Source organism: Pseudomonas sp. ITEM 17296, from assembly GCF_028895205.1.
In the GTDB taxonomy this organism is placed as follows: Bacteria; Pseudomonadota; Gammaproteobacteria; order Pseudomonadales; family Pseudomonadaceae; genus Aquipseudomonas; species Aquipseudomonas kermanshahensis.
In genome coordinates this window covers 72,148-88,441 of the sequence record NZ_WJRS01000026.1, presented here as the reverse complement: position 1 = coordinate 88,441, position 16,294 = coordinate 72,148, and the positions used below count along the sequence as shown (strand labels likewise).

The following is a 16,294-nucleotide window of genomic DNA, read 5'->3' as shown; positions in this document are numbered from 1 at the left end:
TGAAGTGCTGGATATCCGCCTGGTGGACGCCGCCGGCAACACCTCGACCCCGCTGCCATTCGATGCACCGGACATCACCGCGCCGGCTGCCGTCAGCGACATCGTGGTCGGCACGGGTGGCCTGGCCCTGAGCGGCCGTGGCGAAGCGGGGGCCAACGTCGAAGTGCGTGACGCCCTCGGCTCGGTCATCGGCACCGGCACGGTATTGGCCAACGGCACCTTCCTGATCGACCTCGACCCGGCGGCACTGCCAGGTGAGCGCTTGAGCCTGGTGCAGACCGACGCGAGCGGCAACGCCTCCGAAGCCCTGCAATTCGATGTCCCTGTGACCACCGCGCCGGCCAGCCCGAGCGAGCTGGTGGTCGCCGAAGACGGCACCAGCATCAGCGGGTCCGCCCCAGTCGGCAGCCGCGTGGAGGTCCACGATGCTGACGGCAACGTGGTCGGCAGCGTGGTGGTCGGCGCCGAAGGCACCTTCACCGTCGTGCTCACGCCAGCACAAGCCAACGGCGAACTGCTGGATGTAGTGGCAATCGACAGCACCGGCGCATCGTCCCTGCCGGTACAAGTCAACGCACCGGACATCACTGCGCCTATCACACCTACCGAACTGGCCGTCAGCACCGATGGCAGCGTGGTCACCGGGCGTGCCGAAGTGGGCAGCACAGTGCGCGTCCTGGCGGCCGATGGCACCGAGCTGGGCAGCGTTCTGGTCGGCCCGAGCGGTGCCTTCAGCATCACCCTTACCCCGGCACAGGTCGATGGCGAACAGCTGCAAGTCACGGCCACCGATACCGCAGGCAATACCTCGACGGCCGGCAGCGTTACCGCACCGGATATCGACAATGGCGACACCACGCCACCGGCGCCGGCCACCAACCTGGTGGTCAGCAATGATGGGCTGACCCTCTCTGGCCGCGGCGAACCTGGCGCGACCGTGGAGGTTCGCAACGATCAGGGCCAGGTGGTGGTCACGGGAACGGTACAACCCGGTGGCGACTTCACCGTGCAGCTGCCCTCCTCGGTTGCAGACGGCTCGTCGCTGCAGGTGACCTTGACCGATGCCGCTGGCAATACCTCGCAACCGAGCTCGGTGCTCACGCCAGACCTCGCCGCGCCGCTGCAACCTACCGACCTTGTCCTCAGCGAGGGCATCAGCCTGACCGGTAGCGCCGAACCTGGCGCCCGAGTGAACGTCCACGACGCGTCAGGCAACTTGATCGGCAGCGCCATCGCCGAACCCGACGGCACCTTCACCCTCACCCTGGACCCGATCCAGGCCAATGGCGAAACCTTGGCCATCACCGTGGTCGATGCCGCGGGTAACACCTCGGTGCCACTGAGTTACGTGGCAGCGGACATCACCGCACCGGCGATCATCACTGACGTTGTCGCGGGTGCCGGCAGCCTGGCGGTCTCCGGCCGCGGCGAAGCCGGCGCCAAAGTGGAGGTGAAGGATGCCGATGGCACGGTCATCGGCACCGGCACCGTCGCCCCGAACGGCACCTTCGTGGTCGACCTCGAAACGCCGCTGGCGGCAGGCCAGGCCATCGTCCTGGTGCAAACCGATGCTGCGGGTAATGAGTCGGTGGGCATCGCCGTCATCGTTGCTGATGCACCGCTGCCCGAAAGCCCGAGCGGGCTGGTGCTGGCAGCCGACGGTTCGTCCATCAGCGGCAGTGCCCCTGCGGGCACGCAGGTCGAGGTGCGCGACGCACAGGGTAATGTGCTGGGCAGTTCCCAGGCCGGCCCTGATGGCGCCTTCACCATCGGCCTCACGCCAGCGCAGGCCAACGGCGAAACACTGGATGTAGTCGCCATCGATGCCGATGGCAACAACTCGCTGCCGACCCAGATCATTGCCCCTGATATCACCCCGCCGAACCAGGCCAGCGACCTGCAACTGAGCGCCGATGGCAGCACCCTCACCGGTCGCGGTGAGCCTGGCACCACCGTGCAGGTCACCAACGCCCAGGGCGATGTGCTGGGCAATGCCCAGGTGGGTGCCAATGGCGTCATCAGCGTGGTCCTGACCCCGCCGCAAACCGACGGCCAGGAATTGGACGTGACCCTGCGCGACGCCGCGGGCAACACCTCTACCGCAACCGTCAACGCGCCCGACCTGGACGGCCCGCTGCAGCCTTCGGGCCTGGCCATCGACACCAACGGCCTCCACCTCACCGGGCAGGGCCAGAGCGGCTCGACCATCACCGTGCGTGCAGAAGATGGCACCATTCTGGGCACCACCACGGTGGGTGGCGACGGCCGCTTCGACGTCACCCTCAACCAGCCTCAGCGCAATGGCGAAAGCCTGACCGTAGACGCCACCGACAGCCTCGGCAACAGCGCAGGCCCGGTCAACTTCACGGCGCCTGATACCACGCCACCGCAAGCGGTTGGCGAGGTAGCCATCGATGGCGCGGGCCTGACCGTCACCGGCACCGGTGAACCCGATGCAACTGTGACCGTACGCGCGCCGGATGGCAGCGTGCTGGGCACCGTTGTGGTCGGCGCTAACGGCGCGTTCGAAATCACCCTGGACCCGCCGCAAACCAACGGCCAGGCACTGACCGTGGAACAACGCGACCCAACCGGCAACCTGTCCACCGCCGTCACCCTGCCGGCACCCGACAGCGAGGCACCGGATACCCCGACCGGCACCACGTTGTCCGCTGATGGCCGAACCCTCACCGGCACCGGTGAACCCGGTGCGACGGTAACTGTGACCGGCACGGCTGGCGCAGTCGTGGGCACCGCCGTGGTCGAGGCCGATGGCAGCTTCCGCGTGACCATCGACCCGCCACAGCTCAATGGCCAGACCCTGTCCGTCACCCAGGCCGACAGCGCCGGCAATGACTCCCCCGCCGCCCTCGTGACCGCACCTGATCTCGAGGCACCGGAAGCTGCGCAAGGCCTGGGCCTGGACCCGACAGGCACGGAACTCAGCGGCCAGGGCGAACCCGGCAGCACTGTGGAAGTACGCAACGCTGCCGGGGACTTGCTGGGCACCATCCCGGTGAATGGCGACGGCACCTTCACCGTCACCCTCACACCCGCCCAGACCAACGGCGAAGTGCTGTCGGTGGTATTGATCGATAACAACGGCAATGCCTCGCCATCGGCCACCTTCACGGCCGACGACAGCACGGCACCCACCGCGCCGGCCGGGCTTACCATTACCCCGGGCGGCAACGCCATCCAGGGTACCGGTGAGGCAGGTTCGACCGTCGAAGTGCGCGCCCCTGACGGCAGCCTCTTGGGCTCTGTGGTTGTGCCAGCAGGCGGTAACTTCACGGTGCCGTTGTCCCCTGCGCAACTCGATGGCCAGGCGCTGGAGGTCACCTTGACCGACGCCGCGGGCAACGAGTCCCTGCCCACCCAGATCATTGCACCGGACATCACCCCGCCGGCACTGCCCACCGAGGTGGAGGTCAGCCCGGATGGCACCACCGTGACCGGCAACGCGCCGGGCGCAACGACGGTGACGGTGCGGGATGCAGCCGGCAACGAGACCACCGAGCCGGTGAACCCTGACGGCAGCTTCAGCGTGACGCTGCCGACTCCGCAGACCAACGGTGAACCCGTGACCGTGGTAGTCAGCGACGGGGCCAACAGCTCTGCGCCCATCACCGTCACGGCACCCGATACCACCGACCCACTCCCGGCCACGGGGGTCACCGTCAGCCCGGATGGCAGCGTGGTCGGCGGCGGCGCCGAACCTGGCAGTACAGTCGTCATCCGCAACCCGGATGGCAGTGAACGCGGCAGCGAAACCGTCGGGCCGGATGGCACCTTCGTGGTACCCGTCACGCCGCCACTGGCGGAGGGCGAAACCGTCGACGTGGTGGTGATCGACCCTGCCGGCAACGAGTCCACCCCCGTTTCGCTGGACGGCCCGGATGGCACCGAAGCCGTTACCCCAAGCGGCCTTGCCATCAGCGCCGACGGCTTCCTGCTCACTGGCCAAGGCACCGTCGGGTCACTGATCACCGTGACCTCGGGCGGCATTACCCTGGGCACGGCAACGGTGGGTAGCGATGGCACCTTCCGGGTGTTCTTCCAGAATGCCCAGCTCAATGGCGAGACCTTGGTGGTCACCGCGCGCACCACGGTCGATGGCGACCCATCGGTACCCGCCACCCTCGTGGCCAACGACACCACCGCACCAGCCGCCCCGATCGTGGATGGCATCGACCGCACCGGCAGCACGCTGACCGGCCATGGCGAAGTAGGTGCGACCGTACGTGTGGTCAATGCCCAAGGCGACGTGCTTGGCACTGCCACCGTCGGCAGCAATGGCTTGTTCAGCATCAGCTTCGCGCCACCGCTGACCAATGCCCAGAACCTGATCGTCACCCAGGCCGATGCGGCCGGTAACGTGTCGCTCGCAGCCACCTTGCAGGCACCTGACCTGCAGGCGCCGCTGGCGGCCAGCAACCTCAGCCTCAACAGCGCGGCCACCGTGCTCAGCGGCGAAGGTGAGGCCGGTGCCACCGTCACCGTACGCGATGCCAGCGGCGCCATTCTGGCCACCGGCACCGTCAACCAACTCGGCCAGTTCCAGATCACCCTGCCGAGTGCGCAAACCAGCGGCAGCCCGCTGCAGGTCACGCTCAGCGACGCCGCCGGCAACATTTCTGGCCCGGCCAGCCTGGCGACGCCAGACCGCACGCCGCCTGCAGCCATCAGCAACCCCGTACTGAGCCAGGACGGCAAGCAGCTATCGGGCAGCGGTGAGGCAGGCGCCACCGTCCAGGTGCGCAATGCCGCCGGGACTGTGCTCGGCACGGCCGTGGTCGGGGCCGATGGCCGCTTCACGGTGGTCTTCGACACCCCGCAAGCCACCGGCCAGGCCATCGGCGTCACGCAGGTGGATGCGGCTGGCAATACCTCGCCAGCGGTCAATGTCACCACCCCTGACCTGACCCCGCCAGCGCCGCTGACCAATGTGGTGCTGAACAACAACGGCCTGACCCTGACCGGCCTCGGCGAAGCCGGCGCCACCGTCACCGTGCGCGGCCCGGATGGCACCATCATCGGTACCGGCCTGGTAAGCGCTAACGGCAGCTTCACCCTGACCCTGGACAACGCTCAACTCAACGCCCAGCACTTGAGCGTGACCCAGACCGACGCAGGCAATAACACCTCCACCGCCGTGGCGGTCACCGCGCCGGACTTCACCCCACCGCCTGCCCCAACCGCGCTGGCCTTGGCCGCCACTGGCCTGCAGTTGACCGGCAGTGCGGAAGCCGGCAGTACCGTGACCGTGCGCGATGCCGCTGGCAACGTGCTGGGCACTGCGGTGGCTGGCAGCAACGGCACCTTCCAGGTCACCCTGAACAGTGCCCAGACCAATGGCCAGACCTTGCAGGTAACCGCCACCGATGCCGCAGGCAACGTGTCGCCGGCCGCGCCGTACACCGCAGCCGATACCACGCCACCCGCCGCAGTCGCCAACCTGGCGGTCTCCGCCAATGGCGCGACCCTCACCGGTACCGGCGAAGCCAACGCCACGGTCACCGTTCGCGCACCGGACGGTACCGCACTGGGCACGGCCACGGTGGGCGCCGATGGCAGCTTCACGGTCAACCTGTCACCTGCCGCCATCACCGGCGAAAGCCTCAGCGTGGTGCAGGCCGATGCCGCGCAGAACGTTTCACCTGCACAAACCGTCACCGCACCGGGCATCCTGGCGCCAGAGACGCCCGACAACCTGGTACTGGCCGCTGATGGCCTGGTAGTAACCGGCACGGCAACGCCAGGCAGCACGGTCACTGTCTACGGCCCCAACGGCGTATTGCTGGGCACAGCCCCGGTCGCCAACGACGGCACCTTCACGGTCAACCTCGGCAGCGTCCAGGCCAACGGCGAAGTGCTGCATGTGAGTGCGGTAGGCACCGATGGCAGCACGTCGCTGCCAGCCACCCTGCAGGCACCGGACACCACGGCACCGCTGCCACTGGCCAACGTCGTGCTGTCCAGCGATGGGCTGGTCCTCAGTGGCCGCGGCGAGCCGGGTGCCACCGTCACCGTGATCGGTGAAGGTGGCGTCGACCTCGGCACCGGGGTGGTCGATGCCAATGGCAACTTCAGCATCAACCTGGGCAGCGCGCAGATCAATGGCGAACAGCTCAGCGCCAGCCAGTCCGATGCCGCCGGCAACGAATCCAACAGCATCAGCGTTATCGCGCCGGACCGCGTGGCGCCCGATGCCGCCGAGAACCTGGCCTTTGCCGGTGGCGGCAGCCTGCTCAACGGTACCGGCGAAGCGGGCAGCACTGTGCGCGTGCTGGCCGCCGATGGCAGCGTGCTGGGCACTGCGGTGGTGCGTGGCGACGGCAGCTTCCAGGTCGACCTCAACGCGCCTCAGGCCAACGGCCAGCAAGTGCAAGTCGTGCTGACCGATGCCGCTGGCAACCAGTCGGCTGCCAGCCCAATCACCGCGCCGGATACCACCCCACCCACCGCGCCAACCGAGCTGGCTATTTCCAGCGATGGCATCACCCTCACCGGCCGCGGCGAGGTCGGCGCGCTGTTGATCGTCACCGGGCCAGATGGCAGCGAGGTTGGCAGGGCCACTGTCGATGCCAGCGGCCATTTCACCGTGATCCTAAGCCCGGCACTGGGTAACAGCGAGCTGCTCAGCTTCACCCAGACCGACACTGCCGGCAACGTGTCGCCAGCAGCTACCCTGCTGACGCCAGACTTCACCCCACCCGCCGCGCTCACCGATGTCGACATCTCGCTCGACGGCAGCGTGGTCATCGGCCTGGGCGAAGCCGGTGCAACCGTCACCGTCAGCAACGCCGCAGGCGCGGTGCTAGGCTCTGGAATCGTACTGGCCGACGGCAGCTTCCGTGTCGAACTGACACCGCCACAAATCAACTACGAAATCCTGTCGGTACAGCAAGCCGACCCACCCGGCAACATCAGTGCGCCGGTCAACGTCCGGGCGCCGGACCTCACGCCACCGGAGGCCGCGACCGAACTGCGGCTCAACGCAGCGGGCGATCTGCTCAGCGGCGTCGGCGAAGCGGGTGCGACCGTTAGGGTCTATGTCGGCATCACGCAAATCGGCACGGTCCAGGTGGACGCGGACGGTACGTTCCAGGTCAACCTGAGCTCGGCGCAGCTCAACGGGCAGGTGCTGCAAGTGACCCTGACCGATGGCCGCGGCAACATCTCGCCGATCAGCACGACCACGGCAGTAGACATCACACCGCCCGCCTCGGTGATCGCCACGATCAACGACAGCGGCACCCAACTGATCGGCACCGGCGAGCCCGGCTCACGGGTCACCGTGGTCAACAACCAGGGCGACCTGCTTGGCCAGGTCTCGGTCGACCCGGACGGCACCTTCGTGCTCGACCTGAACGCGGCGCAAATCAACGGCGAAGTGCTGACCCTCATCGCCCAGGACGCCACCGGCAACCCATCCGCGCCACTGCAAGTGACCGCGCCAGACCTGACGCCACCGGTACAGCCGAGCGACCTGTTGCTCAATCCGGCCGGCACCTCGATGACGGGTACTGCTGAAGCGGGTACCACCGTCACCGTTCGCGGGCCGAACAACAATGTGGTCGGCGAGGTGGAAGTCCCTGCAAACGGCCAGTTCACCGTCACCCTCAACCCAGCCCAAAACAACGGCCAACTGCTGACTGTGGTGTCCACCGACGATGCCGGCAACAGCTCGCTGCCTGCCAGCTACCAGACCAACGACACCTCGCCACCTGCCGTGGTCACGGACATGGCCATCAACAACACCTTCGACGTGCTGACCGGTAAAGGCGAGCCGAATGCGATCGTCACCGTCAGCCGCGGTGGCACTGTGCTGGGTACCGGACAAGTGGATGCTGCCGGCAACTTCCAGGTCACGCTGGTACCGCCTGCGGGTATTCTCGCTACGCTGGGGGTGACGCAATCTGACGGCTTCAACACCTCCGCGGTCGCGACCTATGTCACGCCATTGGTAGCACCGCCCGTGCCGCCAACCAACGTGACCCTGGGCAGCGATGGCCTGACCTTGCAGGGTAATGCGCCGAGCGGCGTCGGTATCCGCGTCTACGATGCCGCCGGCAACCTGATCGGCACCGGCGGGGCCACCCTCAATGGCACCTTCACCCTGCAACTGAACGCGGCGCAGCTCAACGGCCAGCACCTGACCGTGACGGCTGTGGCGCTGGTGGGCGGCGAATCGCAACCGACCTTCGTGCAGGCCGCCGACATCACGCCACCGGCCAACCCGGTGGTGACCGGCCTGTCTGCCAACGGCCTGGTACTGAGTGGTACCGGTGAAGCCGGGGCCACGGTAACCGTGCGCGACGCCAGCAACAACGTGCTCGGCACTGGGCAGGTGAATGCCGGTGGCGCGTTCAGCATCAACCTCAATACCCCGCAGCTCAACGGCCAGGTATTGGGCGTGAGCCAGGCTGACGCGGCAGGCAACGTGTCTGGCAGCACCAGCGTCACCGCCATCGACGTGCAGCCACCGGCCGCGCCGACCAACCTGGTCATCAATGGCGCTGGCACCGAGCTCACAGGGCGTGGCGAGGCGGGTGCAACCGTGACCGTGCAAGGCCCGAACGGCCCGCTGGGCTCGGCCGTGGTTCAAGCCGATGGCACGTTCACCATCACCCTGACCACACAGCAAAACGATGGGCAACTGCTGGTGGTGCGCCAGTCCGACCCTACCGGCAACCTGTCCAGCAGCGTCAACGTGACAGCGCCGGACACCACACCGCCAGCCGCGCCGCTGGCCACCATCAACGCCAACGGTACGGCCGTCAGCGGCTCTGGCCAGGTCGGCAGCACCGTGACGGTGCGCAACGGCGCAGGCACTGTCATCGGCACGGCCACGGTGGGCAGCAACGGCCTGTTCGTGGTCAGCCTGACTGCGGCGCAGATCGACAACCAGGCCTTGAGCGTCACCCTCACCGACGGTGCAGGCAATGTCTCGACCGGCACTGCGCTCACCGCACCGGACCTGACCCCGCCTGCAGTCGCCGGCAACCTGGCGATCAGCGCCGACGGCAGCACCCTCACCGGTAGCGGCGAAGTGGGCGCCACCGTCACCGTGCGCAGTGCCAACGGCACCGTGCTGCAAACGGCGGTGGTGCAACCGGACGGCAACTTCACCGTGACCCTGAGCCCGCCTCAGGACAACGGCCAGTTGCTGTCGGTGACCCTCAGCGACGGGCGCGGCAACGTGTCCGGTAACGTCAACATCACCGCACCAGACGTCGATGCCAACGCCCCGGTAATCGCCAGCGACAACCTGGTGACCGCCGAGGTCAACCTGGCACCGGTGGTCAGCTCGCGCAGCTATCAGGACAGCTTCACCACCTTGCTGGCAGGCTTCACCAAGACCTACACCTGGACGGTCGGTGCCGGCACTACCGTGGACCCGACGCTGACCCTGAACACCAGCAGCGCGCTGTCGCTGCTCGACAACGCCACCTTCACCCTGCAAGTGAAGAACGCTGCCGGCAACTGGGTGACCTTGGCCACGGGCACCAGCCAGGGCCTGCTCGACCTGATCCTGCTGCCGCTGGGCCAGGGCCTTCGTGTCGACATCGGCGAGCTGCAGGCCGGTGACTATCGCCTGACGGTCGGCAGTGGCGGCATCGGCCTGGTCACCAACGTGACCACCACGCTGGACATCGAGACCACCAGCCTCACGCAGTTCACCGGCACCGGCACGGCAAAAACCGGCAACGTCATTACCGACGTTGGCACCGACGGCAGCGTCGACGCCCTTGGCCCGGACAGCGCCGCCGTGCTGCAGGTGATGAAGAACGGCAGCTATGTGTCGGCGGGCAGCGCCACCACGGTGCAGGGCCTGTACGGCACCCTGGTGATCCGCGGTGACGGCAGCTACACCTACACGCCTAACGGCAGCCCATCGAGCGTCGGCAAGGTCGATGTGTTCAGTTACCAGTTGCTGCACGCCAACGGCGCCTCCGATGCGGCCAACCTGTATGTGCGCATCGACAGCCCACAAGCCACGGAGATCTGGAGCGACACCAACTACAGTGCACCGGCCACAGTGCTCGACGCGGTCAACGATGCCGGCACCAGCCACCTCACCCTGGCCAACCGGGTGGACACCAGTACAGCCTCGCTGGGCACACTGGGCCTGCCTTTGATCGGCACACGCCAGGCCACCTACACCACCAGCGTTGCCGCCGACACCACGGCCAACCTGCAAGTGGTGGTCAACTCCACCAACTTGCTGAGCTTGCTCAATGGCACCACCATCGACCTGCTCAAACTCAACCCGGCAACCGGCCAGTACGTGCTGGTGCAGTCGGTCGGCGGTGGCTCGCTGATCAGCCTGCTCGGTGGTGGTGCGGGCTACACGTTCCAGAACCAGGGGGCCGGCACCTACCACGTGCGCGTCACCGCGGGCGGCATCGGCCTGGCCAGTTCGATCACCACCAGCGTCAACGCCACCACCACGCACCTGACCGAGTTCGTGGTCAGCGGCGCTACGGCGGTCACCGGCAACCTGTTGGCCGACGACAACCTTGGCTCGCCATTGACCGTGCTGAGCGTAATGACGGCGGCCAACACCTACACCATCCCGGGCTACAACGGGGTCAGTGTGGCGGGCAGCTACGGCACCCTGCTGGTGCAAGCAGACGGCAGCTACACCTACACACTCAACGCCGGGCTGACCAATGCGGTGATTGGCCAGCATGAAACCTTCACCTACGAGCTGACCCACCCCAACGGCAGCACCGACACCGCCAACCTGACCATCAGCCTGGACAACGCCGCCAACTTCACGGCCACCAGCTCGCTGCTGGCCGACAGCGGTGACGAAGGCGTGGCACTGGCCAGTCTCGCGGCGGTGGCCTCCAGCGAAGTGATTGCCGGCACCGATGGCAATGACCACCTCGATGGCAGCCAGGGCGGCCACATCACCCTGCTGGGTGGTGCGGGCGATGACACCCTGGTGGTGGTCGACCAGAACTTCGCCAGCGTCGAGGGTGGCAGCGGTAACGACACCCTGCTGTGGGGCGGTGGCGATGCCAGCATCGACCTGGGCAACCTGGTCGGGCGGGTCCACGACATCGAAGTGATCGACCTCAACGACACCAGCTCGGTGGCGTTGACCCTGAACCTGGCGGACGTGGTCGCGATCACCGAAACCGGTAACGACACACTGGTCATCAAGGGGGATGAAAAGGACTCGGTTCACATGACGGACAACTGGGCGCTGGTCGGGAACCAAACTGCCGACGGCATCGACTATAACCAATACACGGCCCAGGAGGATCCGAGCCATCACCTGTGGGTGCAGAACGGTATCCATGTCGTCTGAGGCCGCTGCAATCCCGCCGGGCAATCGCCCGGCGGCAAGGACGAACAGCAGTAAGGGAACTATGTGAAGCGAAGCAGTCCGCTGTCACCGCTGTTGCTGGGGGCCTTCGGGCTCCTGGCCCTGAACTTCAACACGGCTGCCCAGGCAGCCGACGACATCGACCCACAACTGCGCCAGATCGGGCCTTCACTGCTACGTGATGCGCCCGACGCGGTGCCCGCCCGCCCACCTATCGGCATGGCCCCCGTCAGCAATGGCGACCGCCTCGGGCTGACCGAAGCGGTGCTGCAAGCCGCGCAATGGCACCCCAGCATCGCCGAGGCCATCGGCAACCTCTACAAGCAAGGCGAAGGCATCAACGTTGCCCGCGCCGGTTACTACCCGCAGATTTCCGGCGGTATCCGCACGGGCTATGACACCGGCTACGGCGGCGACCGCAACAGCCAGGCGCTCAACCTGTCGCTCAAGCAGATGCTCTACGACTTCGGCAAGGTCGACAGCGCCGTCAGCGCTGCCCAGGCCGCCGCCGCCCGCGCCCAGGCCAATATCCTTCTGGTGGTCGACGAACTGGCCCGCGACACCGCCTATGCCTGGGTCGAGACCCGCCGCTACGAGCAACTGATCACGATTGCCCGCGACCAGATCCGCGGGGTCGGCGACATCGCCGGCATGGCCCGCCAGCGCAGCGACATGGGCGCCAGCACCCGCTCCGACGTGGTGCAGGCCGAATCCCGGGTAGAGAGCGCCCGCGCCACCCTGGAGGAATACCAGTCTCAGTACGAACGCTGGCGCTCGACCCTGGCGTCATTGCTCGGCCGGGTCACCCCGCCCATGCTCGCCGAGGAATCGCCCCCTGAGCTGAACCAGGCCTGCAAGCGCCCAGGGCAAGGTGATGACCGCCTGCCCGCCGTGTTGATGGCCTTGGCCCAGCGCGCCCAAGGCCAGGCCGAACTGGCCCAGGCCAAGGCCGAGGCCTACCCGACCGTGTCGCTGCAGCCGCAGGTCAACCACTACCTGGACAACGACTACAACCGCGACAACTCACGCATGGACCGCACCCAGGCGGGCATCTACCTGAACGTCGAGGTGCCCATCTACCAAGGCGGTGCCATCAGCGCCCGCACCCGCGCTGCGGGGCATTCGCTGACAGCCGCCGACTCGGCCGAAGATGCTGCACGCCTGCAGGCACGCCGTGGCCTGGCCGAGGCCATGGCGCAGACTTCGGGGCTGGGCCGTCGGCTGAGTTCGCTCGAAGCCCGCCAGGTCAGTATTCAGGAGGCGCGCATGCTTTATGGCCGGCAGTACCTGGACCTGGGCACCCGGCCCCTGCTCGACCTGCTCAACGCCGAGCAGGAAATCTACCAGTCTCGTTTCGAACTCGCCGGCACCCGCTCCGACTTGCTGCGCCTGGATGTCGACTGCCTTTACAACACCGGCGCCCTGCGCACGGCCTTTGGCCTAGAGGGGCGTAACCTGCAAGGTGTGGAGATCCAGCCATGAACGAAACCGTCAATGTGACCCTGCCGAGCCAGGCCCCGGAGCAAACGGCCAACGCTCGCCCCGACCTGGGGCCTTGGCTTGAGGTCATGCTCCAGGTCGCGCACCACTATCGCCTGGACGTCTCGCCCCAGCGCATTCGCCTGGCGGCCGTCGAAGATGCTCGCCCGCTGGATGAGATTCTCCGCCACATGGCACGCCAGGCCGGCCTGGCGCTGCGCTTCGTGCGCTTCGATGCCAAAGGCCTGCGGCAGTGGCGCACGCCGCTGGTGCTGGAACTCGACGATGGCCAGTTGGCAGTGGTCGAATCGGTGACCGAAGAAGACGACCTGGCGGTGGTCTTCGCAGGCGACCAGGGCCTGACTTCGCGCCTGCCCCGCGACACGCTCAAGGGGCGCATCACCCGGGTCGCCCTGCTGCGCCCGGCGCGGCCGTTGCGCGATGTGCGCACCGACGACTACACCGCCCCCTACGACCGCCACTGGTTTGCGCGTATCGTCCTGCGCGACCTGCGGCCCTATGGGCAGGTGATGATCGCCTCACTGGTGGCCAACGTGTTGGCCCTGGCCGGGGTGCTGTTTTCCATGCAGGTCTACGACCGGGTGATCCCCGCCGAATCCCTGCCGACGCTGTACGTGCTGTTTGGTGGCGTGGTGCTGGCGCTGGTGTTCGACTTCAGCATGCGCCTGCTGCGCCTGAAGGTAACCGACCTGCTGGGTAAACGCGCCGACTTGCGCGTCTCTGACCTGGTCTATGGCCATGCGCTGCGCCTGCGCAACTCGGTACGGCCCAAGTCCACCGGCTCGTTCATCTCGCAGTTGCGCGAGCTGGAGTCGATCCGCGACCTGATCACCTCGAGCACCGCCACCGCCCTGGCCGACCTGCCGTTCTTCCTGCTGTTCCTGTTCGTGTTCTGGCTGATCGGCGGCGTGCTGGTGTTCATCCCGCTGGTGGCGTTGCTGGCCATGGTGCTGCCCGGGCTGCTGGCGCAACGGCGCCTGGCACGCCTGGCCAATGCCTCGATGCGTGAGTCGGCACTGCGTAACGCCATGCTGGTGGAAAGCATCCAGGGCCTGGACGAGATCAAGGCGCTGCAAGCCGAGGCCCGTTTCGAGCGGCAATGGAACCAGTACAACGCCGCCTGCGCCCACACCAACCTGCGCCTGCGCACCCTGACCAATGGCTTGGTGACCTGGACGCAGAACGTGCAGGGCGCGGTGTTCGCCGTGGTCATCGTCATCGGCGCACCGATGGTGATCGCCGGCGACCTCACCACCGGTAGCCTGGTGGCGGCGTCGATGCTGTCGTCGCGCATGATGGCGCCGCTGGCACAGCTGACCCATGTACTGACCCGCTGGCAACAGGCCAAGGTGGCCCTGCAGGGCTTGGACAAGTTGATGCAGTCACCGGTCGACCACCCTGAAAACGAAGCCCGCGTGCACCTGCCGGCCATCCGCGGCGAGTACCAGCTGCGCCAGGCCAACTTCCGCTACAGCGCGGAGGCGCCTCCCGTCCTCACCATCGGCCAGCTGGACATCCAGCCGGGTGAACGCATCGCCGTGCTCGGCCGCAACGGTGCCGGTAAATCCACCCTGCTGCAGGCCCTGGGCGGCGCTATGGACCTGGTCCAGGGCGAAATCAACCTGGACGGCATTGCCCTGGCCCATCTCGACCCCGCCGACCTGCGCCGCGATGTCGGCTTGCTGCCCCAATACTCACGGCTGTTTCACGGCACCCTGCGGGAAAACCTCACCCTGGGTGCCGGCCAGGCCAGTGACCAGGAGTTGGTCGCGGCGCTGGCCGCCACCGGCGCCCTGGAGTTCGTCCGCAGGCTACCCAAAGGTATGGACCACCTGATTCTGGAAGGCGGTGTCGGCCTGTCCGGCGGCCAACGCCAGGCCTTGGTGCTGTCGCGCCTGCTGGTGCGCCAGCCGCAGGTGCTGTTGCTGGACGAGCCGACCGCGTCCCTCGACGACATGACCGAACGCAAGTTGCTGGATAACCTCGACCGCTTCTGCCAGGGCCGCACCCTGGTAATCGCCACCCACCGCCTGAGCGTGCTGCAGCGGGTCGACCGGATTATCGTGCTGGATGGCGGCCGCATCGTCATCGACGACAACCGCGATGCCGCGTTGGCCAAACTGCAAGGAGCCCAGGCATGAGCAACCATGAACTCCCGGCGTCCTACCTGGACGGGCAGGACGACCAGGCGGTATTCCGCGCCGGCCGAATCATCACCATCTGTGCGCTGATGCTGGCAGCGTTTCTGGCCTGGGCGGCCTGGTTCGAGGTGACCGAGGTTTCCACCGGCACCGGCAAGGTGATCCCCAGTTCGCGCGAGCAGGTGATCCAGTCGTTCGAGGGTGGCATCGTCGCCCAGATGAGCGTGGCCGAAGGTGACCTGGTCGACCGCGGGCAGGTGCTGGCCCAGCTCGACCCGACCAAGACCGCCTCCAGTGTGGGCGAGAGTGAAGCCAAGTACCGCGCGGCCAAGGCCAGCCAGGCCCGCTTGCGTGCGGAGGTCACCGGCAAGCCGCTGGTGTTCCCCGACAGCCTGCGCGACTCCCCCGACCTGGTCGACGCCGAAACCGCGCTGTACCAAACCCGCCGCCGCGGCCTGGAGCAAACCCTGGCCGGTATCGACGATTCGCTGCAACTGGTGCGCAGCGAACTGAAGATCACCGAGAACCTGGCGAAGATGGGCGCTTCAAGCCGCGTCGAGGTTATCCGCCTGAACCGACAGCGCTCGGAACTCGAGCTCAAGGCCAACGAAGCGCGCTCCGATTACCTGGTACGGGCCCGCGAAGAGCTGGCCAAGGCCAGCGCCGAGGCCGACAGCCTGTCCGAGGTGATCCGCGGGCGCAGCGACTCGCTGACCCGCCTGACCCTGCGCTCGCCGGTGCGCGGTATCGTCAAGGACATCGAGGTCAATACCTTGGGGGGTGTGGTCCAGCCCGGTGGGCAAGTGATGAAGATCGTGCCGATGGATGAACGCCTGCTGATCGAAACCCGCATCGCGCCCCGAGATATCGCCTTCATCCACCCCGACCAGGCCGCCAAGGTGAAGATCAGTGCCTATGACTACTCGGTGTATGGCGGCCTGGAGGGCAAGGTGGTCGGCATCTCGCCGGACACCCTGCAGGACGAGGTGAAGCCGGAGATCTACTACTACCGGGTGTTCATCCGCACCGAGCAGGACAGCCTGCAGAACAAGGCCGGCAAACACTTTGCGATCGTGCCCGGGATGATCGCCACGGTGGATATCCGCACGGGTGAAAAGACCATTCTGGATTACCTGATCAAGCCGCTGAACCGGGCCAGGGAAGCCCTGCGCGAACGCTGATGACCCGGTTATCCAATGCCCTGTAGGAGCAGCCTTGCGCTGCGAAGAGGCCGGTGAATACCCAGCAGTTAGTCGTTGCTGTCACCGGCCTCTTCGCAGCACAAGGCTGCTCCTACACGGATTCGGCT

General features: G+C 66.9%; 4 protein-coding genes. All 4 read left to right on the top strand.

Annotated elements, in window-relative coordinates; genetic code table 11:
- On the top strand, positions 1–11,326 hold an 11,326-nt coding region (locus tag GIB19_RS23095), incomplete at its 5' end, for a BapA/Bap/LapF family large adhesin (RefSeq protein WP_274888147.1).
- Positions 11,327–11,389: 63 nt separating this feature from the next.
- Positions 11,390–12,826, top strand: a complete 1,437-nt coding sequence (locus GIB19_RS23090) for a TolC family outer membrane protein (protein WP_027595499.1) — start codon at positions 11,390–11,392, stop codon at positions 12,824–12,826.
- A complete protein-coding gene (locus tag GIB19_RS23085) occupies positions 12,823–14,985 on the top strand; it encodes a type I secretion system permease/ATPase (RefSeq protein ID WP_099428349.1) in 2,163 nt (720 codons plus the stop codon). Before GIB19_RS23090 ends, GIB19_RS23085 begins: the two co-directional genes overlap by 4 nt.
- On the top strand, positions 14,982–16,166 hold the full coding sequence (locus tag GIB19_RS23080) for an HlyD family type I secretion periplasmic adaptor subunit (RefSeq protein WP_027595497.1): 1,185 nt from the start codon (positions 14,982–14,984) through the stop codon (positions 16,164–16,166). The genes GIB19_RS23085 and GIB19_RS23080 overlap by 4 nt, the downstream gene beginning before the upstream one ends.
- Positions 16,167–16,294: the final 128 nt, after the last annotated feature.

Excerpts from the sequence above, each read along its gene's own strand:
- GIB19_RS23085 (WP_099428349.1), top strand. The coding sequence starts at position 12,823 with ATGAACGAAACCGTCAATGTGACCCTGCCGAGCCAGGCCCCGGAGCAA.
- GIB19_RS23080 (WP_027595497.1), top strand. The coding sequence starts at position 14,982 with ATGAGCAACCATGAACTCCCGGCGTCCTACCTGGACGGGCAGGACGAC.